General features: G+C 59.5%; 16 protein-coding genes. All 16 read left to right on the forward strand.

Annotated elements, in window-relative coordinates:
• The first annotated feature begins 781 nt into the window (after nt 1-781).
• The 16 genes from tssB to AACT07_RS20815 all read left to right on the forward strand — a co-directional run bounded on the left by tssB (nt 782) and on the right by AACT07_RS20815 (nt 21751).
• The gene (gene tssB, locus AACT07_RS20740) at nt 782-1285 is read left to right on the forward strand and encodes a type VI secretion system contractile sheath small subunit (RefSeq protein WP_058057353.1); all 504 of its coding nucleotides are present in this window, start codon (nt 782-784) and stop codon (nt 1283-1285) included.
• 37 nt (nt 1286-1322) lie between these two features.
• On the forward strand, nt 1323-2804 hold the full coding sequence (gene tssC / locus AACT07_RS20745) for a type VI secretion system contractile sheath large subunit (protein ID WP_043826175.1): 1482 nt from the start codon (nt 1323-1325) through the stop codon (nt 2802-2804).
• A 6-nt stretch (nt 2805-2810) separates the two neighbouring features.
• A complete protein-coding gene (tssE, locus tag AACT07_RS20750) occupies nt 2811-3242 on the forward strand; it encodes a type VI secretion system baseplate subunit TssE (protein ID WP_005299981.1) in 432 nt (143 codons plus the stop codon).
• A gap of 3 nt (nt 3243-3245) precedes the next feature.
• On the forward strand, nt 3246-5012 hold the full coding sequence (gene tssF / locus AACT07_RS20755; protein WP_069529819.1) for a type VI secretion system baseplate subunit TssF: 1767 nt from the start codon (nt 3246-3248) through the stop codon (nt 5010-5012).
• On the forward strand, nt 4976-5974 hold the full coding sequence (tssG, locus tag AACT07_RS20760) for a type VI secretion system baseplate subunit TssG (RefSeq protein ID WP_042053054.1): 999 nt from the start codon (nt 4976-4978) through the stop codon (nt 5972-5974). The genes tssF and tssG overlap by 37 nt, the downstream gene beginning before the upstream one ends.
• Before the next feature lie 39 nt (nt 5975-6013).
• Nucleotides 6014-7249 (forward strand): type VI secretion system-associated FHA domain protein TagH, encoded by a 1236-nt coding sequence (gene tagH / locus AACT07_RS20765; RefSeq protein WP_069529821.1) that lies wholly within the window; start codon nt 6014-6016, stop codon nt 7247-7249.
• A complete protein-coding gene (gene tssJ / locus AACT07_RS20770) occupies nt 7249-7764 on the forward strand; it encodes a type VI secretion system lipoprotein TssJ (protein WP_019444945.1) in 516 nt (171 codons plus the stop codon). Before tagH ends, tssJ begins: the two co-directional genes overlap by 1 nt.
• Nucleotides 7765-7766: 2 nt before the next feature.
• Nucleotides 7767-9101: a type VI secretion system baseplate subunit TssK gene (tssK, locus tag AACT07_RS20775; protein ID WP_021230534.1), complete on the forward strand. Its 1335-nt coding sequence runs from the start codon at nt 7767-7769 to the stop codon at nt 9099-9101.
• A 23-nt stretch (nt 9102-9124) separates the two neighbouring features.
• On the forward strand, nt 9125-9904 hold the full coding sequence (icmH, locus tag AACT07_RS20780) for a type IVB secretion system protein IcmH/DotU (protein WP_019444943.1): 780 nt from the start codon (nt 9125-9127) through the stop codon (nt 9902-9904).
• A 19-nt stretch (nt 9905-9923) separates the two neighbouring features.
• A complete protein-coding gene (gene tssH / locus AACT07_RS20785) occupies nt 9924-12566 on the forward strand; it encodes a type VI secretion system ATPase TssH (protein ID WP_069529823.1) in 2643 nt (880 codons plus the stop codon).
• A 2-nt stretch (nt 12567-12568) separates the two neighbouring features.
• On the forward strand, nt 12569-14107 hold the full coding sequence (locus tag AACT07_RS20790) for a sigma-54 interaction domain-containing protein (protein WP_019444941.1): 1539 nt from the start codon (nt 12569-12571) through the stop codon (nt 14105-14107).
• Nucleotides 14107-14712: a type VI secretion system-associated protein VasI gene (vasI, locus tag AACT07_RS20795; RefSeq protein WP_069529824.1), complete on the forward strand. Its 606-nt coding sequence runs from the start codon at nt 14107-14109 to the stop codon at nt 14710-14712. The genes AACT07_RS20790 and vasI overlap by 1 nt, the downstream gene beginning before the upstream one ends.
• 8 nt (nt 14713-14720) lie before the next feature.
• The gene (gene tssA / locus AACT07_RS20800; RefSeq protein WP_069529837.1) at nt 14721-16148 is read left to right on the forward strand and encodes a type VI secretion system protein TssA; all 1428 of its coding nucleotides are present in this window, start codon (nt 14721-14723) and stop codon (nt 16146-16148) included.
• 41 nt (nt 16149-16189) lie between these two features.
• A complete protein-coding gene (gene tssM / locus AACT07_RS20805; RefSeq protein ID WP_069529826.1) occupies nt 16190-19687 on the forward strand; it encodes a type VI secretion system membrane subunit TssM in 3498 nt (1165 codons plus the stop codon).
• 43 nt (nt 19688-19730) lie between these two features.
• On the forward strand, nt 19731-21158 hold the full coding sequence (locus AACT07_RS20810) for a VasL domain-containing protein (protein WP_069529829.1): 1428 nt from the start codon (nt 19731-19733) through the stop codon (nt 21156-21158).
• Between the two features lie 305 nt (nt 21159-21463).
• On the forward strand, nt 21464-21751 hold the full coding sequence (locus tag AACT07_RS20815; protein ID WP_042023025.1) for a type VI secretion system PAAR protein: 288 nt from the start codon (nt 21464-21466) through the stop codon (nt 21749-21751).
• Nucleotides 21752-21761: the final 10 nt, after the last annotated feature.

The following is a 21761-nucleotide window of genomic DNA, read 5'->3' on the forward strand; positions in this document are numbered from 1 at the left end:
GGGTAGTAGGATAGGCATCAACTCAGTCCTTTGGGTGTGGCTTGTTTTGTTTGGCGACTAATGAGATCGCACAAACTGGACTGAGTTCCCTTCCTCCTGTGATCTACTATTCGGAACAGCTATTTAGAACTGTACAGATGATGAGTATGGATTCTCATTTATGTACTTTATAAATAGCAGTTTTTTAAATCGAGAGGAAAGAAAAATAAGTCATATAAATCAAATTATTAGCGTTACTTAATTCAATTCATTCGATTGGCTTAACGACTGATTTTGACGCATGCGCTCCCATAGTGATAAAGACGGTATCAATAATGTGATTCGATGGCACATTCTTCTAATGCGACCTAGGTCAACTGTAATAAATGACAGGTTGTTATTGTGATGTCATCGTGCGAGCGTCTTTATTGTCGCAAAAATTGCCTTCTCGTTTAAGTTTTTGTTTTTTAATTGTTTTAATGGTTTTCCTGTGTTCTCGTTAGAATTATTCGTTGACCATCAAATTCTCTCTATATACCATGCCGCTCAAAATAGGCATTAATGCCAATATGACCTCACACCATTGAGTTGAGGCTTCGGGTTGTAGATAAATAACAAGAGATATTGTGCTTTTGATAACTAGAGCTTTTGCTTGAAATATATCAAAAGTGCATCGTTGGTGAGTGCCTCTTTGACAAAATCGTCCATAGGATGGATCAACTGTAATATCTTACAGTTGAGGGGAGGGGTATAAGCTATAAGCTATAGGGTCTTGGGTGACCCTTAACTTGGTATTTAGAGCATGGGAAAAGGAATTGACGGCGCCACAGTTGCGCCCAAAGAACGTATCAATATCAAATATGTACCGGCAACCGGTGGTCAACAGGCGGAAATTGAACTTCCGCTGACTATGATGGTGGTCGGTAATATGAAGGGCCGTACCGAAGAAACGCCGATCGAGGAGCGCCAAACCGTTTCCATCGACAAAAACAACTTTTCTTCCGTCATGAAAGAATCTGCACTGGAACTGAACTTCTCTGTTCCCAATCGTCTGGAAGAGAACAGCCAGGACGATCTGCCGGTTTCGATCAAAATCCAGTCTCTGGAAGACTTCACTCCTGACAGTGTTGCCCAACAGGTCCCTGAGCTGCGCAAGCTGCTTGAACTACGTGAGGCGTTGGTTGCCCTGAAGGGGCCATTGGGCAATATCCCTTCTTTCCGCAATCGTTTGCAGGATCTGCTGTCCAGTGATGAGGCTCGTGAGCAACTGCTCAAAGAGCTGGATTTGATCAAGCCTGCCGAGTGATCGGCGGGTTGTATTGACTGACGAGAAAGGAACAAACATGTCTTTGGTCGAAGAACAGGTTCAAGCGGGGGCGGGTGTAGCCTCCTCGTCCTCTTTGCTGGACGAAATCATGGCGCAGGCTCGCATCACACCGGTTGATGAGGGGTACAGTGTTGCCAAGCAGGGTGTGGCTGCGCTTATCGCCAACATTCTGGACAGCGGTACCACCAGCGAGCCGGTCAACAAGGCATTGGTTGACAGCATGATTGTCGAGCTCGACAAGAAGCTGAGCAAGCAGATGGACGTCATCCTGCATGCCAAAGAGCTGCAAGAGATGGAGTCCTCCTGGCGCTCCCTCAAGCTGTTGGTAGATCGCACCGATTTTCGTGAAAACATCAAGATCCAGGTGCTGCACGCTACCAAGGAAGAGCTGCTGGAAGATTTCGAGTTTTCCCCGGAGATCACCCAGTCCGGCCTCTACAAGCATGTCTATTCAACCGGCTACGGCCAGTTCGGCGGTCAGCCGATCGGTGCCGTGATCGGCGACTACGCCTTTACCCACAGCTCGCCTGACATCAAGCTGATGCAGTATGTCAGTGCCGTCGGTGCCATGGCCCACGCCCCCTTCATCTCCTCTGTCGCCCCCGCCTTCTTCGGCGTCGACAGCTTCACCGATCTGCCCTCCATCAAGGATCTGAAATCGGTGTTCGAAGGACCGGCCTACACCAAATGGCGCTCCCTGCGTGAATCGGAAGATGCCCGTTATCTGGGGCTGACTGCACCACGTTTCCTGGCCCGTCTGCCTTATGACCCGACTGAAAACCCCATCAAGGGTTTCAATTATCAGGAAGATATCAGCTCGGATCACGATCACTACCTGTGGGGCAACACAGCCTATCTGATGGGCACCTCCCTGACCGACAGCTTCGCCAAGTACCGCTGGTGCCCGAACATTATTGGCCCGCAGAGCGGTGGTGCCATCCACGATCTGCCGGTGCACGTCTATGAGGCTATGGGTCAGCTGCAAGCGAAGATCCCGACCGAAGTGCTCATCACCGACCGTCGCGAATATGAGCTCTCTGAAGAGGGTTTTATCACTCTGACCATGCGCAAGGACAGCGACAACGCTGCGTTCTTCTCTGCCAACTCGGTGCAAAAACCCAAGGTGTTCCCCAACACCAAGGAAGGCAAGGAAGCAGAGACCAACTACAAGTTGGGTACCCAGCTGCCCTACATGTTCATCATCAACCGCCTTGCGCACTACATCAAAGTGTTGCAGCGCGAGCAGATCGGCTCCTGGAAGGAGCGTCAGGATCTGGAGCGTGAACTGAACGGCTGGATCAAGCAGTACGTTGCCGACCAAGAGAACCCGCCGGCAGACGTCCGTAGCCGTCGTCCGCTGCGCGCCGCCCAGATCAAGGTGCTGGATGTGGAAGGGGAGCCGGGCTGGTACCAGGTTGCCATGGCCGTGCGCCCGCACTTCAAGTACATGGGGGCGAGCTTCGAGCTCTCTCTGGTAGGTCGACTGGACAAGGAATAAGGCCCGATGCCGCATCTCTCTTCCTGGGATAGAGGAAATGCGGCCAGCCTGTTTGATCGTATCCGGGGGGAGGGGCTTGGCTCCTCCCCTCGTTCGGAAGTTGATGAATTGGTCGACTCTGTCAAACGTCAGCTCGACCAGATCCTCAACACCCGTCCCGGCAATTGCCGCAGTGCACCCGATTTGGGGGTTATTGATCTCAATGACGCCACTCAGGGTAGTGCGGATATCAAGGGGCGGATCCGGGAGGCGATCCGGCAATGCATCCGTCGTTATGAACCTCGGATCATCCATGTGGATGTCCGTTCACCCGACTATCAGGCAAGTCCGCTTGAGATGTCGTTTCAGGTGACGGCCCATGTGCGGCTGGAGCATATCGAGCAAGTTACCTCGTTCAACGTCCATATGGACAGTCACCGTCACTACCGCATGGTCTGATCAATGTCGCTGGAACATTACTTCAGGGATGAGTTGGCTTTTTTGCGCCTGCAAGGGCGCGAATTTGCCGATAGCTATCCCGAACTCACCCGTTTTTTGTCGGAGCAGAATACCGACCCGGATGTGGAACGCCTGCTGGAAGGCTTTGCGTTTCTTACGGGCAACCTGCGCGCCAAAATCGAGGACGAGTTCCCCGAGCTGACTCACGGTCTGCTCAATATGCTCTGGCCGAACTATCTGCGCCCCGTCCCCAGCATGACCATCATGCAGTTTTCGGTCATTCCGGGCGCCATTGCCCAACCGGCACTGGTCAGGCAGGGTTGCCAGCTGGACAGTTTGCCAATCGACGACGTGACCTGCCATTTTCAAACCTGTCACGATGCCTGGGTCTATCCGGCCGAAATGCGCCAGATAACGGCGCAAAGTGGCAACGATCTCTCTACTATCTCGCTCGATATTGCGCTGCATGCCCCTCTGCCGCTTAGCGAATTGCAGCTGGACAAGCTGCGCTTCTTCCTCGGTGGCGACAGCTACACCGCGTATGAGCTCTACTTCTGGCTCTCCAACCAGCTCTCCCATATCGAGCTGGAGATCGACGGCAAGCACTTTCGTCAGGAGGCCAAGGCACTCAAATCGGTCGGCTTCGAGCGCGACGATGCGCTGCTGCCCTATCCGAATAATGTCTATTCCGGCTACCGGATCCTGCAGGAGTATTTCTGCTTTCCGGAGAGCTTTCTCTTCTTCGAACTCTCGGGTGGTGAGTGGCCCAAACAGCCGCTGCCTGTGAGTGAATTCAAAATCCATTTCTGTTTCGACCGGCCCTTGCCGGCGGAACTCAAGATCCGTCCCGACTCTTTCATGCTCAACTGCGTGCCGGCTATCAATCTGTTCCAGCACGATAGCGAGCCGGTCAATCTCAATGGCCGTCAGGCGGAATACCCGCTCAAGGCGAGCTATCGCTATGCCGACAGTTTCGAAATTTTCTCGGTGGATCAGGTTGAAGGCTGGGTCGAGGGCAATATGGGCCGCTCCCGCGGTACGCCACGCATCTATCAGCCGTTTGAAAGTTTTCAGCATCAGATTGAGCGGGCCAAACAGCGGCTGGCGCTCTATTACCGGGTGCGGGTCAGGGAGTCGGTGAGTGGTGATGGCTTCGAGCACAGTCTGTCGTTTGTGCGGGGGGATGAAACCACTACGGTCGATCTGGATGAATCCATCTCGGTGACGCTCACCTGCACCAACCGCTCCCGCGCAGCCCGCCTCAAGGTGGGCACTATCTGCGTGCCGACCGGCAGTTCACCGTCGTTTGCTACCTTCCGTAACCTGATCCGGCCGACTCGGCCGCTGCGTCCGGCACTGGATGGCAGCCTGCATTGGACCCTGATTTCCAACCTGTCGCTCAACTACGTCTCTCTGCTGCGCCGGGATGCCCTGGTGCAGGTGCTGCGTACCTATGACTTTCCCGCTTTGCACGACAAGCAGGCAGAGCAGGCGTCGCGCAAGCGGCTGGCGGGGATCGAGGAGATCGAGACCAAGCCTGTGGACAGGCTGGTGCGCGGCATGCCGGTGCGGGGGCTCAAGTCGGTGCTCTCCATCCGCCAGTCCGCCTTTGGCAGCGAAGGGGAGCTCTATCTCTTCAGCACCGTGCTGGCCCACTTCTTCTCGCTCTATGCCAGCGTCAACGCTTTCCACCTGCTTGAGGTGGTCAATCTCGATAACAAGGAGCGCTATCAGTGGCCAGTCCAGATCGGTCAGCACTCCCTGATGTGAGCGCCGCCAACGAGGCGCCCCGTTTCAATTTCTTCCAGCTGGTTGAGCTGCTCAACCGGCTGGACGGTGCCGATCAGGAGCGTGGTCTCGACCACCTGCCGAGTGACGAAAATATTCGTTTCAAGGCGACTGCATCACTGGGGTTTCCCACCAGCGACGTGCTGCAAATTGGTCGTGACGAGAAAGGGCGTCACGAACTGGAAGTGGCCTTTCTGGGTCTGCACGGCAGCCAGTCGCCGATGCCGGGGTACTACCTCGACTCGCTGGCGTGGGAGTACGCCCAGGGGGAACAGAAGCTCGGTCTTTTCCTGGATTTCTTCCACCACCGCCTGTTGACCCTGCTGCACCGGATCTGGCGCAAGTATCGCTACCACGTCCGTTTTCAGGACGACGGCGAGGATGGGTTCTCCCGTCTGATGTTTGCGCTGGTGGGGCTTGGCAACGATGCCGTCTGTCAGAGCCTGCCGGTCAACCGCGCCAAGATGCTCTCCTATGCGGGCATGCTGGCCAGCCCCAGCCGTTCTCCCGAGGTGGTCGCCGGCCTCGTGGCCCACTGCTTCGATCTGGCAGATGTGGAAGTGAGTGCCTGGCAGTGGCGCAAGGTGCCGATCCATCCGGAGCAGCAAAACCGCCTGGGTGGTGCTTGCGCCACTTTGGGGCATGACTTCGTCATCGGTGACAAGGTCAATGATTGTGCCGGCAAGTTTTTATTGAAAATCAATGATCTGAGTTTTAGCCAGTTTCTCGGATTTCTCCCGAACGGGGAGCATTTCCACGCCCTGGTGACCTTTGTCTCCTTCATCTTGCGTGATCAGCTGGCCTGGGATCTGCGGCTTGGCTTCGGTCAGGAGCAGGCCAAGGGGCTGAGATTGGGGGAGGAGCAGAGTGCCCGTCTGGGGTGGAGTACCTTTCTCGGCCAACCGCCGAGTGACCCGTTCGTGACGATCTGTGTACAGGAATAAGCGCAGAAATTCAGTGTAGGAATACGTGCAGGAGTGAATGTGGACGACTTTAACCAGCAACTATCTCTGGTGGTGCTCAACAGCGAGCAGCTCGACGGCAGCCAGCAGGTGCAATATCGCTTCGACGAGATGGGGGGAACATTGGGCTCCTCCGAACAGGATGACTGGCAACTGCGAGACAGGTTGGGGGCGGTGATGCCAGCCCATGCCCGCGTCGAGCTCAATGATGGTCGTTTCTGCCTGTGCGATCTCAGCGGCCAGACCTACATCAATGGTGCTACCTCGCCCATCGGGCGGGCTCGCAAGGTCAACCTCGAGCAGGGGGACGAGCTGATTGTCGGCCCTTTTCGCCTGAGAGCCTATCTCGGTGCCATCTCCCCCGAGCAGAGTTTGCAGCAGGTGCTGGGCAACCGTCCGACCGAGCAGCTTGATGAGTGGCTGGCCAGCGATCCTCACCACACCCAGACCCTGGATGATCCACAGGCCCTGGCGGTCGACCCTCTGCTGGCATTGCAGCAGGAGCGTGCGACCCCGAGTCCGCTAGTGGATGCTCGCCTGCAGGCTCAACCGCAGTTTCAACCGGATATGGACACCGTATCCCTCGCTCCATTTTCAGCCGTCGAGAACACCATGAACCAAGAATTTCTGGATATGCCCACCATCGAGAACCACCCCGACTTCCAGCCACTGGAGGGCGTTGATCACGTCGCCCTGACTCCGCTGATGCGTGGTCTTGGCCAGCCGTTGCAGCTGCAAGACACCCAGCAAGCCCACGACATGCTCGAAGAGATGGGCAAGACAGTGCGTGCCATGGTGGAGGGGTTGCTGCAACTGCAAAGCGATCAGGCTGCGCTGGCAGACAAGCACCTGCGCCCCATCGAGGACAACCCGCTGCGCCTTGGTCTCGATTATGACGAGACCTTGGCAGTGATGTTTGCCGAGCAGAAGAGCCCGGTGCACCTGACCGCGCCTGCTGCGGTGGCCGAGAGTCTGCGCAATGTGCGCATTCACCACGTGGCGAACCAGCAGGCTATTGGCGCTGCGCTGGACAGCATCCTGCAGGCCTTCTCGCCCGAGGCGTTGCTCGGTCGTTTCGAGCACTACCGTCGTACCGGTACCCCGGGTGTGGCCGATGAAGGCTGGGCCTGGAATATGTACCAGCACTACTACCGCGAGCTCACCTCCGCCCGTCAACAGGGGTTCGACAAGCTGTTCCATCAGGTCTACGCCCAGGCGTATGACCAGGCCGTGCGTCAGCAACAGGGACTGATTTGATGATACGTGCACTGTGGTTTGGGGCCTGTCTGCTGGCCCTGGCCGGTTGTACCACCATGGGCAAGATGGCCGATGTGGCCATGAACCCGGATATCCAGGTGGGGAGCAACGATGACCAGCCATCCACCCTGGGGCTCAGCCTGTTGGCAGAGCCTGATGTCAACCCCAACGAGAGCGGGGAGGCGGCACCCATCGAGTTTCAGGTGGTGCTGCTGGCTGAAGATTCCAAGCTGCTCGCTACGGACTATGACCAGGTGACGGCGGATGTAGAGAAGGCCCTTGGCAAGAACTACCTGGATCATCAGGACTACACCCTGCTGCCCGGCCAGTTCAAATACCTGCCTCCCGTCAAGCTTGACGAGAAGACCCGTTACATCGGCGTGATTGCACGGTACGCCGATCCGGACAGCGCCGAGTGGCGCAAGGTCATCAAGGTCAAGAGCAAGGGAACGGCCTATCAAATCCTGGTGCACCTGCGCCTGGATGAAGTGGAACTACAAAAAGAAGAAGAATAATCATGTCGAGTCGAAATCGGGTTATCTGGCGTGAAGGGCTCTTTATCAAGCCCCAGCACTTCCAGCAACAACAGAGACATTCAGATTACGCGCTGCACGCGCGTTTGAGCGCGCTGTCCGACTATTTCTACGGGTTGCAGTCGCTTGCCATCAACGAGGATTACCTCGGCTTTGGCCGCATCGCGCTGGTGGGGGCCACCGGTATCCTGCCGGACGGCACCGTCTTCAACATTCCGAACGATGATGTGCTGCCGACCCCGCTGGAGATCACCGATGCCTCGGTGGCCAACCAGAAGGTCTATCTGGCGCTGCCGCTCTCGGTGAGCGGGGTCAACGAGGTCAATCAGGGCGGTCAGGTCGCCACCCGTTTGCAGGCCCATCGCCACGACGTGCGCGATCTGCACAGTGAAGGGGGGGACGTGGTTTCCCTCGAAGTGGGTCGGGTCAGCTTGCGGTTGATGCTGGAGCGGGAAGATCGCAGTGCCTACGCGTCCCTCGCCATTGCCCGCATTCTGGACAAGCGCCCGGATGGCGGTCTGGTGCTGGATCCCAACTTCATGCCTTGCAGTATCAGTGTCTCTGCCATTCCGACACTCAAGCGCTTCCTCGGCGAGTCGGCTGGCCTCGTGGCCGAGCGGGCTCGCAGCCTCTCCCAGCGCATCGCTGCGCCGGGACAGCAGGGGGTGGCCGATGTGGCCGAGTTCATGATGCTACAGCTGCTCAACCGGGCTCAGCCCCAGCTCTCCCATCTGGCGCGTCTTGGCACCCTGCACCCCGAGCGGTTGCACGAGGCGCTGGTGCAGCTTTGTGGCGAGTTGATGACCTTTACCGACGAGTCCCGTCTGCCCCCCGAGTTCCCCGCTTATCGTCATGACGATCAGCAGGTGAGCTTCGAGCCGGTGATGTTGGCCCTGCGTCAGGCGCTCAGTACCGTGCTGTCGCCACGTGCCGTCTCCATCCAGCTGCGCAAGCACCAGTACGGCGTCATGGTGGCCATGGTCAACGAGAGCGAGTTGATGCAAAGCGCCGACTTCGTGCTGGCAGTGCGTGCCCGCATGCCGCAAGAGCAGCTGCGCAAACAGTTGCTGCAGCAAACCAAGGTGGCGTCGAGCGACAAGATCCGCGAACTCATCAGCCTGCAGCTGCCCGGTATCCCGCTGTTGCCGCTGCCGGTGGCGCCGCGCCAGTTGCCCTATCACGCAGGTTACAGCTACTTCCAGCTCGACCGTCAGAGCCCTGCCTGGCAGATGCTGGCGGTCAGCAACACGCTCGCCTTCCACATTGCCGGCGATTTCCCCGAGCTCGACATGCAGCTCTGGGCCATCCGTAGCCAGTGATCGCATCAAGGAAACAAGCAGAGATGACCACGGACATTATCAACAACGAGCAACTGAGCGACCTGCTGTTCGATCACGCCGAGCAGCTGGACATGGATTCGGACTACTGGTTCCGCCTGCGTGGCCAGAGCATCAACCCGATGATCGATGCGGTGACTCCGCTGCTGGGGCTGGTACAGCGGGTGCGTCTGTTGTCGCGCTACGACCGGGTGCCCGAGCTTTATCAACGGGTGGTGACCGAGATCCAGGCCATCGAGCAGGAGTTGATGGCGCAGGGTTACGAGAATGGCGTCGTCCTCTCGTTTCGCTACATCCTCTGCACTTTCATCGATGAGGCGGTGATGGGGCGCGACTGGGGCAGCCAGAGCGAATGGTCCCAACACTCCCTGCTGGCCAGGTTTCACAACGAGACCTGGGGGGGCGAGAAGGTATTCGTGCTGCTGTCGCGTCTGCAGGAAGATCCGGTGCGCTATCGCGACATCCTGGAGTTCATCTATCTCTGCCTCTGTCTCGGTTTTGAGGGGCGCTACAAGGTGATGAGCCAGGGCCGTGACGAGTTTGAACGGATCGTCAAGCAACTGCACAAGCAGTTGTCACTCGAACGTGGCGGTGAGGCACCCAGCGTGTTTCATCTCGACCTCGGTCAGCAGGCATCTCGCTACCAGCTGCGCAAACAAGTCTCCCTGCGCACCCTGTTTATGGGCGGCGCGTTGATCCTGGCCATCATCTTTGGCCTCTATCACCACCAACTCAATAACCAGACCCAGGACGTACTGCGTCAACTGGGCGAATTATTAAAATAAGTACTAAGGAGAGCACGCCTTGATCCGTATAGAACTGCCAGTACTGGTGGAAAGACTCAACCCTATCTGCCGTCACATGCTGGAGGAGGCCGCGGCCCTCTGTGTCAACCATCAGGGAGCCGAGATCCGCATCGAGCACCTGCTGCTGAAGATGCTGGAGACCCCCCTCAGCGATGTGCGCCAGATCCTCAAACGGGCCGAAGTTGAGGTTGAAGAGTTAAAGAGCCTGCTGCAGCCTTCGGCGGCCGATAACGGTTATGGTCAGGGTTATCCCTCCTTCTCGCCGCTATTGGTGGAGTGGCTGCAAGACAGCTGGCTGCTGGCCTCTGCCGAGCTGCAACACGGCCAACTGCGCAGCGGCGTCATGCTGCTGGTGCTGCTGATGACTCCCCAGCGTTACCTGCCGGGCTCGGTGACCCGTTTGCTTGCCAACATCAATCGCGAGCTGCTGCGCCAGCAGTTCGACGAGTGGGTCAAGGAGTCTGCCGAGACACAAGTGACTGTTTCTGCCAACGGTACTTCTACTCAGGCTGCGCTGCCCGCCGATGCCAGCCTGCTGGCCCGCTTCACTGTCAACGTTACCGAACAGGCCCGTCAGGGAACCCTGGATCCGGTGCTCTGCCGGGATCACGAGATCGATCTGATGATCGACATCCTCTCCCGTCGCCGCAAAAACAACCCCATCGTGGTGGGGGAGGCGGGTGTCGGTAAAAGCGCGCTGATCGAAGGGTTGGCGCTGCGCATCGTCGCGGGCCAGGTGCCGGAAAAATTGCGCGATGTGGAGCTGATGACCCTGGATCTTGGCGCCATGCAGGCCGGAGCCTCGGTCAAGGGGGAGTTCGAGAAGCGTTTCAAGGGGGTGATGCAGGAGGTCAAGGACGCCGTGCGACCTGTCATCCTCTTTATCGATGAGGCCCACACCCTGATCGGGGCGGGCAATCAGGCGGGGGGGCTGGATGTCTCCAACCTCATCAAGCCTGCGCTGGCTCGTGGCGAGCTGCGCACCATCGCCGCTACCACCTGGGGTGAGTACAAGAAGTACGTGGAAAAAGATGCCGCCCTGTCGCGCCGTTTCCAGCTGGTGAAAGTGGGTGAGCCCAATGCCGATGAGGCTACGGTGATCCTGCGTGGCCTGCGCAGCATCTACGAAAAGGCCCACGGGGTGCTGATCGATGAGGAAGCGCTGCAAGCCGCCGCCCAGCTCTCCGCCCGTTACATCTCCGGTCGTCAACTGCCGGACAAGGCGATCGACGTACTCGATACCGCCTGTGCCCGGGTGGCCATCAACCTCACCACGCCACCGCGCGCGGTCAGCCATTTGCAAAACGAACTGCGCCAGCGTGAGCTGGAGATCCGTCAGCTGGAGCGCCAGAGCTTGATCGGTCTGGGTGACAACGATGAGCGACTCACAGAACTGAAAGCGGCCCAGCAGACCTGCCGTGACACTCTGCGTGAGCAGGAAGCACAGTGGCAGCAACAGCAGGGATTGGTGCATCGGATTGTCGAGCTGCGTGCCGCCCTGCTGGCCGATCAGCAGGATGAAATGCTGGCCAGAGAAGCGCTGGATCTCGCCGATGCGCCGCTCGATCCGCAAGCGGCTGCCGAGCAGCTGGCAGGTCTCGAGCGCGAGCTGGCCGAGCTGCAACAGGGTGAGGTACTGGTCTCTGCCCATGTAGACAAGACTCAGATCGCAGCGGTGATCGCCGAGTGGACCGGGGTGCCGCTTAATCGCATCTCCCAAGGGGAACTCGATGTAGTGACCCGTCTGCCGGAGTACCTTGGCGAGCTCATCAAGGGGCAGGATGTGGCGGTGGCCCATCTGCACAAGCACCTGCTGACCGCCCGCGCCGATTTGCGTCGTCCAGGCCGTCCGCTGGGCGCCTTCCTGCTGGTGGGGCCAAGCGGGGTCGGCAAGACCGAAACCGTGCTGCAGATTGCCGAGCTGATGTTTGGCGGTCGCCAGTATCTCACCACCATCAACATGTCCGAGTATCAGGAGAAGCACACCGTCTCCCGTCTGATCGGCTCGCCTCCCGGCTATGTCGGCTTTGGCGAGGGTGGCGTGCTGACCGAAGCCATTCGGCAGAAGCCCTACTCGGTGGTGCTGCTGGATGAGGTGGAGAAAGCCCATCCTGACGTGCTCAACCTCTTCTATCAGGCGTTCGACAAAGGCGAGCTGGCGGATGGGGAAGGGCGGATCATCGACTGCAAGAACGTGGTCTTCTTCCTCACCTCCAACCTTGGTTTCCAGACCATCGTCGATCATGCCGAGCAGCCTGATGACCTGCTGGATGCGCTCTATCCGGAGCTGGCTGCCTTCTTCAAACCGGCCCTGTTGGCGCGGATGGAGGTGATCCCCTACCTGCCGCTCGGTCACGACACCCTGGTGCAGATCGTCGGTGGCAAACTCAACCGGCTGGTCAAGCTGCTCAAGGAGCGTTTCGGTGCCGAGGTGGTGCTGGAGAGCGAGGTGGCCGAGGAGATCCTGTTGCGGGCGAACCGCAGCGAGAACGGCGCGCGGATGCTGGAGTCCGTCATTGATGGGGCCCTGCTGCCGCCGGTTTCCCTGCAACTGTTGCAGCGCCTCTCGGCCGGTGAGCCCATCAACCGGGTGCGCTTCTCGGTGGCCGATCACCAGTTTGTGGCCGAGGTGGAGGGCTGACCATGGAGCAAGCCCTCGCATTCGCCCTCGCGCTCACCTCGCAACGGGATGAACAACATCTCTGCCACTGGTGGAGCTCGACCCTCCATGCCAGCTTCCAGCCCAAAGGACTGCTGCTTGGCATGCTGGACGTGAGCGGCCGCCAGCTGGAGTGCAAAGGGTGGGTCAAGGGGCAGGAGGTTGCGCTGGCGCTGGCGGTGGATGATTTCTCTCATCCACTCGCCTATGTGCTGCACAAGGCGCAATCCCGCACCTGGGATTCCCTCCATGGCGGTGCCCGCATTGAGCACGCCGGTTTTCGCGCACTGCTGGCCAACCTTGGCCAGCAGTGCGGCCTGCACGCCTTTCCGCTCAATGATGGCAACGGCAAGCCGTTTGCCGTGCTGGCGATGATGGACAGTGGCGATGTGTTGCAGGAGTGGGCGGCTCGCCCCGAGCTGGCCAGTCTGGCGCAGGTCTTTTGCAACCAGCTCACCCTGATCCGCGATCTGGGGCGTAGCCGCCGGGATCAGAACGTGCTGCGCGACTCCCTGCGTCAGATCAAGGGCGAGGGGGAGCGCCAGCGCCAGCACGAGAAGTTGCTGGGGGATCAGCTGGTTGGCCAGTCGGCGGTGATCCGCGGCTTGCGCGAGCAGATCGCCCAGGCGGGCCAGCACAAGCTGACCGTGCTTATTCAGGGGGAGACCGGCAGTGGCAAGGAGGTGGTCGCCCGCTTGGTGCACCAGTGCTCCGAGCGCGCCGCCAAGCCGTTCGTCGCCATCAACTGTGCCGCCATCCCCGAGAATCTCATCGAAAGCGAGCTGTTCGGTTATCAGAAAGGGGCCTTCTCTGGTGCCCTCTCCAACAAGACCGGGCTGGTGGCGCAGGCCAATGGTGGCACCCTGTTTCTCGACGAAGTGGGCGATATGCCCGCCGCCATGCAGGCCAAGCTGCTACGGGTGCTGGAAACCCGCAGCTACCGGCCGCTTGGGGCAGAGCAGGAGTATCACTCCGATTTTCGCCTCATCGCCGCCACCCATCAGCCGCTGACCCGCCATGTGGAGGAGGGCCGATTCCGTGCCGACCTCTACCACCGTCTCTGCCAGTGTCTGCTGCTGATCGCCCCCTTGCGCGAGCATATCGAGGATGTGCCGCTGCTCTGCCAGCACTTCATGGCCCAGTTTGCCGCGCAGGATGACAAGGGACTGGCTGGCTTGCAGCGCAAGTTCCTCAAGCAACTGCAAAGTTACGACTTCCCCGGCAACGTGCGCGAACTGCGCAATCTGCTGGAGGTGGCCTGTGCTCACACCCGTCATGGTGAAGAGGTGGGGCTTGGCGCCTTGCCGCCGGAGCTGCGGGATCGGGTCTGTGCCGAGCTGCCCGATGCGCTGGATGATTACAACCATATCCGCGATCTGCGCCGGGCCATGCAGCAGTACGAGGCATCGGTGATTGAAGCGCGCCTGCGCTACTTTCAGGGCAATCGCATGCTGGTGGCTGAGAGCCTCAATATTCCCAAGCGCACCCTGGATCACAAGTGCCAGAAACTGGAGGTGAACTGATGAGCATCATGGGTTTGTTGCCCCTGCTGCTGGCGACCGGCAATGCGGTGCCTCCCCTCGATATGGCGGCGTGGCAAGCGTGTCGTCGCGAGCCATCCCCTCTGATCCGGCTCGCCTGCTATGACGCCCTTGGTAATGAGGCGACGTCATCAGGTAGCAAGGAGAGCACCAAGTCTCCGGCCTGGCTGGCGATAGCGGACCAAGAGCTGGCCCGAGTGCCGGATAGTTCACCCTTCCTGTTGCGACAGGATGAGGAGAGCGGCACGGCGGTATTGACCCGTCCGGCCCTGCGCGGTGCCACCCTGGCGATCGGTTGTGTCAACAGCATCACCCATATTCGCTTGCGGCTGGATGCGCCGTGGCGCGGGGAGAGTGTCGCGGTCGCGCTGGATGGACAAGCGACTCGCAGCAGTCAGAGCTGGTTTATCCGGGATCAGGGATGGCTGCTCGAATATGGCCGCGGCTTGCCCGCCATCGAGGAGCTAAAACGCTGGATCGGTCATCGTGAATTGCAGGTTCAGGCGGCCAACGGCACCTTGCTGCGGGTCGATCTCAGCGGCCTGAAAGAGGCGCTGATACCGGTGCGCCAACAGTGTCGCTGGTAGGGGGGAAGATGAGCTATCAACACCCCTGGTGTAGCCGTCTGCTCACCAGCTTGCCGGATGAACAGATCAAAGGGGCCGTGCTGGCCGATGAGCCTCGCTGGGACTATGTGGAGACCGAGCTGGTCAAGTTGGGCTCCCTTGCCCACAGCCAGGTCGATCTCAATGCGGTCGCCGAAGCCTGTCTGGGGTTGCTGGAGAGCCGCACCAAGGATATGCGGGTGCTGGCCCAACTGCTGCGCTGCCTGCAGCATCCCGCCAAGGCGACCCCGATGGGCGCTGCGCTGAGCTTGCTGGAAGCCTGGGTCAAGGCTTACTGGCTGTTGGCCTGGCCCGGGAATGCGACCCAGAAGCAGCGATTGATGGTGCAGATCATCAAGCGCTTCGAGGGGGCCCTGCCGAGGGTGAGCGAGAGCGCCTCGGCGGCGGAACTGGCGCAGTTGCTGGTGCAGGCAGAACAGCTGGAGGCCGTCTGGCTGGCCCAGTGCCCTGACAAGGGGGAACTTCTGGATCCTCTGGTGATGGGGTTGAAGCGGGCCCAGCGACAACAGGTTGCCCAGGCCCAGGCAGATGCCGGGGGTCAACCTGCAAGCAGCGCTGCTGCAGCCACCGCCAGTGTGAGTGGCATGGCGGGCTCCATGGTGCTCAGTGGCAGCAGCAAGGGCTCCGGGGTCGAGATTGATAGCTCCAACGATCGGGCATGGCGACAGACCCAGCTCAAGGTGGCGGAGCTGCTGATTGAGCGCCAGCCAGAGGTGGCTATCGGCTATCGGCTGCGTCGTCACGCCATCTGGGCCGGTATCACGACACCTCCCATGACTGCGCAGGGCAACAAGACCCAGCTTGCGCCCATGTCGGTTGACATGGTGGATGAATATCGCGCAGCCATGGGCACGCCAGATCTGGCGCTTTGGCAGCGCATCGAGCAGAGCCTGACGCTGGCCCCTTACTGGTTCGAGGGGCACAGGCTCTCGGCCGAGGTAGCCCAGAAGCTGGGATATGGCGCGGTGGCGCAGGCGATCATGGCGGAGCTGGATGCGTTTTTGCAGCGCCTGCCAGCGCTGCGGGATCTCACCTTCAGCGATGGTTCCCCGTTTCTCTCCCCCGAGTGCAGCCGCTGGTTGCAGCCTGCCAAGAGCAGTGGGGGCAGCAGCGGACAGGCCGAGCTGGCCGAGGAGGTCGCCTTGCGTCATGGGGAGCAGGGGATTGCCGCCGCGCTCGCCCTGCTTGATGAGCGGATGGCACAGATGAAAGAGCCAAGAGCCCGCTTCCATGCCTTGCTGGTGCAGGCGGAGTTGTTGGAGCAGGAAGGCATGGAGGCGCTTGCGCGCCAGCAATATCAACACTTGTGGCAAGAGGCAGACCGCCTCGGGTTGTCGCAGTGGGAGCCCGGGTTGGTCAGCCGCCTAGCCCCCTATGCCACCCATTTGCCGAAATAAGTGCCGAAATGAGTCATTGAGTCGGAGTTGGATCACATTTTATGTTCAAAACCATCTTTACCTTTCTGCGGCAACAGCTGCCGAAACTGAAACCCTCCTGGCCCCTGCTCGGTGTGGTGCTGTGGGTTGTCGCCCTGATCCTGGTGTGGTGGCTGGGGCCTCGCATCGAGATCCGTGATGCCAAGCCATTCGAGCCCTTGTGGGGGCGGGTGGTGTTTACCCTGCTCTGGCTCTGGTTGCTGCTGGGGGTACTCTCCTGGCGGGTATGGCGCAAGATGAAGCAGCTCAAGGCCGAGCGCCAGCATGAGGTGCTGCTGGAACAAGATCCGGTCAAAGGGCTCATCGACAAACAGGCGCAGTTCCTCAATCGTTGGTTGCAAGCCTTGAATGAACACCTTGGCAAGGGGGCGCTCTATGCCATGCCTTGGTATCTGGTGCTGGGTCTGCCCGGCAGCGGCAAGAGCAGCCTGATCCACCGTGCCAATCCGGCCAACAAGCTCAATCCCAGACTCGATACCGAACTGCGGGACGTGGCGCAAGGCCAGCTGGTCGATTGCTGGCTGGGGGAGCAAGCCGTGATGCTGGATCCGGCCGGCGCGCTGTTGTCACAAGCTGAGCCCGAGCTGGATCCGCAAGCTCGCAAACATGAGCGACTCTGGCTGCATCTGCTGAACTGGCTCAACGAGCACCGTCGTCGTCAGCCCCTCAATGGTCTGGTACTGACCGTTGATTTGGCATGGCTGTCCACGGCCAGCGTGGCCGAGCGCAAGGCGTATGCCCAGCTGATGCGTGCCCGGTTGCAAGAGGTGTCGGCCACCATGAATACCCGGCTGCCACTCTATGTCACCTTCACCAAACTCGATATGCTGCGCGGCTTTGATGTGGTCTATGAGCAGTTGGATAAAGAAGCCCGTGACGCCGTGCTGGGGGTAACCTTCAACCCCGGCAGCAGTCAGGGCAAATCCTGGCAGCAGGATCTGGCGCTGTTTTGGGATCAGTGGGTCGACAATCTCAACCGCAATCTGCCGGAGATGATGCTGGCCCGGCTCGATGCCGCCCAGCGCAACGCCCTCTTCTCGTTTGTTCGTCAATTGGCGGGTCTCAAGGATTATGTGACCAGCCTGCTCGATGAAACCCTGACCATTGAAGAGAGCAAACCACTGCTGGTGCGCGGCGTCTATATCAGCTCCGTTTATCAGCAAGGTGTCCCGTTCGATGCCTTTGCTCAGGCCGCTTCCCGGCGTTACAGCTTGCCCGAGCCGATTCACTCCGCCCTGCGCGGGGAGTCCAACACCTATTTTGTGCGCAAGTTGTTCTCTTCGATCATCTTCCCCGAGGCCCATCTGGCCGGAGAAAATCGGCTGCATACCCTCTATCGTCGTCGCCGGATGGCCATTGGCTTGAGTTGCCTGTCGCTCTTCTCTGCAGCCCTGATCTGTGGCTGGCACTACTTCTACCGGGTCAATGAGGAGGCGGGGCGCAATGTACTGACCAAGGCGCAAGCGTTCACCGAGACCAACGAGGTCGCTGACGAACATGCCTTCGGTGTCAGCCAGTTGCCACGTCTCAACCTTATTCGCGAGGCAACCCTCTCTTTTGGCAACTACCGCGAACGGATGCCGCTGGTGGCAGACCTTGGTCTCTATCAGGGGGATGAGATTGGCCCCTATGTGGAAGGCTCCTATCTGCAACTGCTGGGGCTGCGTTTCCTGCCTGCCCAGATGCAGGGACTGCTGGAGGATCTCAACCGTGCACCGGCTGGCAGCGAGGAGAAGCTCTCCATCCTGCGGGTGATGCGGATGCTCGATGACGCCTCCGGTCGCAACAAGGAGCTGGTGGAGCAGTACATGGCCAGCCGATGGCAGAAAGCGTTCCCGGGGCAGGGGGCGGTGCAGGAACAGTTGATGGGGCATCTTGACTATGCCCTCGATCACACCGACTGGCATGGTGCTCGCGCCGCTCGGGATCAGGCCGCCATCACGGCATTTGTGCCGTTCAAGGAGCCGGTGTATGGCGCCCAGCGTGAACTGGGCAAATTGCCCATGTATCAGCGGGTCTATCAGAATCTGGTGGTGAAGGCGGGTGATGTGTTGCCGCCGGATCTCAATGTCCGTGACGAGGTGGGCCCCACCTTCGACACCGTGTTTGCCCTGCGCAACGAGAGTGCTGGTCAGGTGCCGCGTTTGCTGACCTGGCCCGGGTTCAGTGATTTCTTCCTCAAACAGGACAAAGCGCTGATCGATCTCACCGCCATGGATGCCTGGGTGCTGGGCCAGCGCAAGCTGAGCCAGTTGAGCGAGGCGGATCGCAAGGAGATCACCCGTCAGGTCAACGATCGCTATGTCACTGATTACGTCAACCAGTGGCAAAAATTGCTGACCAATCTGGATGTGCAGACCCTTGCCAGCCCCGAGCAGGCGCTCGATGTGCTCTCTGCCATCACCGGCAACGACCAGCCATTCCAGCGGGTGCTCGCTGCGCTGGATGACAATACCCGTATTCGCAAGATCTCCGATGCGGAAGGAGATCCGGCGCAGGCGATCACTGCCCGGATCGGTCGCCCCTTTATGGCCACCAATGGCGTCTTGACTGGCCGTGGGGAACAGGGGCCGCTCATTTCGGAAGTGAACCAGAAGCTGATTGAGCTGCAGCACTATATGGAGCTGATCGTCAATGCCACCGAGCCGGGACAGTCAGCCCTCAAGGCGGTGCAACTGCGTTTGACCAACAAGTACGCCGATCCGGTCTTTGCATTGCAGCAATATGCTCGTGGGCTGCCCGAGCCGCTCAATCGCTGGGTGGGTCAACTGGCGGATCAGAGTTCGCAACTGGTGATTGATCTGGCGATGTCATCCCTCAATCAGGAGTGGCAGGCGAAGGTACTGGCACCGTTCAACAGCCAACTGGCGGATCGCTATCCGTTCAACCCGGGTTCTGCCAAGGATGTGCCGCTCTCCGAGATGGAGCGCTTCTTTGCCCCCGGTGGCACCCTGGACAGCTTCTATCAGGTCAACCTGAAACCCATGGTGGAGGGGGGCTTGATGGAGGGAGAACTGAGTTCACCCATTCAGGCGGAGCTGATCAAACAGCTGGATCGCGCTGCGCGGATCCGCCAGATCTTCTTCAGCCAGCAGGGCAATCTGGAGGTGCAATTTGCCCTCGAGCCCATCGAACTCACCGCCAACAAGCGGCGTAGTGTGCTCAACCTTGATGGCCAGTTGCTGGAGTATGCCCACGGCCGTCGCAACAAGATCCCGCTGGTGTGGCCAAACACCATGCGCGACGGGGCCGAGAGCAAGATAACCCTGGTACCGGCTGCCCGCGAACGTTCACCGCGCAGCGAGGGCTTTGTCGGTCCCTGGGCCATGTTCCGCCTGATGGACAAGGGGGAGCTGACTCAGGTCAACGAGGCCACCTTTGATGTGCGCTTCCCGGTGGATCAGGGTGCCATGACCTATCGGGTCTATACCGACAGCGCCCAGAACCCCTTCACCGGCGGCCTGTTCAGCCAGTTCAGCTTGCCTGAATCCCTCTATTGATCATGTTGGGGGGCGTCATGCCCCCCGCATTTTGGAATCCGATATGTCACAGAATCAACAAGGCCAGCAGGCATTGAAAGTGGGGCGTGACCCCAGAATGTTGCCTGAGTACGAGGCGCTGCGCGCCGAGATCAACAAGCTCAGCCACGCCTCCCGCCCCGAGGTGGATTGGGTCAGGATCCATCAGCTCGCCAGTCAAATCTTTGAAAAGCACGGGGTGGATCTGCAGACCGCCATCTACTTCACTCTGGCGCGCTCCCGCATTCAGGGGCTGAGCGGCTTTACCGAAGGGTGCGAGTTTCTCGCCAACCTGATCGTCACCCAGTGGGAGAGTTTCTGGCCACCGGTGCATCAGGAGCGGGCCCGCATCGAGATGCTCGACTGGTTTATTGCCCGCATCAGCGACGTGATCCGCCAGTACCAGATCAGCCACGAGGACAAGCGGTTGATCTACCGCTGCGAGCGGGCACTGCAACTCATCAGCGAGAAGTTGCACAACGCCGGTTTGAGCCGCATCCCCCGGGTCGAGAATCTGGTGCACTTTATCGAGGGGTACACCCATCTGTTTGACGAGACCGAGATCGTCATCGTCTCCGATGAGCCGGGCCTCAAGGATGAGCTGCAGATCCCACCGATGGTCTTCTTCAAATCCGACATGGAGAGCGACCACGGCGCCTCTGTCGGGGCAACCCCGCACCTGCCTCAGGGCAGTATCCTGGTGGGGCGTGAGAAGGGGCAGATGAAGCCGACCGTGCTCAAGATTGAGCAGCACCGCAAACAGCGGCCGGCCTGGTTCTGGTTTGGCTGTGGCCTGCTCACCTGCGCCTTGCCCATGATGGGATGGCTTGGCTGGCAACATCAGCAGCAGGAGAAGGTCATCGCGGCGCAACGGTTGCAACAACCCGCTGCAGCATTGCCGCAGGCCCTGAGTTATGACGACATTCGGCAGGCGCGCATCGTGTTGGGGGAGCAGACCCTGCAGGGGATGGAGAGCGAGCTGGTGTCGCGTTATCAGGCCCAACTGGATCGGCTGGAGCAGACCTCGCCCCTCTACTGGTACCGTTATGGCGAGGGGCTGCGCAATTCGCTGCAGATGCTCTATCCCGACTCGCTGGCGGTCAAGGCCCTCGACAAACAGTGGCAGACCGCGCTGGCCGGCCAGCAGGGGGATCTCAACCGGGTTCCGACCTATCTGGAGGCGCGCGCCGGGGTCGATGCCCTGATCGATCAGCTGCTGGAGCTGGAGCGTCAGCGCAAGACGGTCACGATTTCCTACCTCAAGTCTCAGCTCTACGAGGTACAGAAGAACCTGATGCAGGAGATCCCGTTCAGCTTGCGCCTGAGCGAACTGGAGGCGCGAAAAGCGTCGCAGGAGCCTATTACGGCTGCCGAGCTGAAAGGGATAGAGAGTGACTTGAAAGCACTCAACATCCGGCTTTACCAACTGCAACAGGGACTATCTGGTAGCTGATTGCTCTGTTATGCGCAACCAGTTGCGCATACTCCAGATGGTTGCACTGCAGATGCAATGTTTGGCAGGGGGATTGCCCAGTTTGCGCAATCCCTTGCGAATGGATAACTCTATCATCTATCGAAAGAGGTTAACCATTTGATTTTATTTGGCTAATTTCGCCAGCGCTGAATGGCATAGCCTGTGCTGCGGCCTGTTCTGTTTATCCGCTGTTTATCAAAGTCGCCTGTGCCTAGTGCGTTCCACCGGGCACAGGGGCAGAGGGATGATGTCTGTGCGTCTCCCCACTCATATGGAGAATGACTATGTGCCCCGCTATCGCACTGCTCGGTGACATCGGCACCGACCACGATGGCTTTCCACCGACCCCGGTGATAGCTGCCAGTCCCGACGTGTTCCTCGATGGCAAGCCTGTGGCTCGTCAAGGTGATCCACTGGCGCCCCATGACAAGCCCAACAACCCGCCGCACCCACGGGCCATTGCCAGTGGTGTTGGCTCTGTGCTGGTGAATGGCAAACCCATCGCCGTCACCGGCACGGCAGTGGATTGTGGTGGCGTGGTGATTGGTTCCGGTAGCGGACAGGCAGGATAAGGAACAGAGT

This window comes from Aeromonas sp. ANP5, assembly GCF_963870295.1.
Classification (GTDB): Bacteria; Pseudomonadota; Gammaproteobacteria; order Enterobacterales; family Aeromonadaceae; genus Aeromonas; species Aeromonas veronii.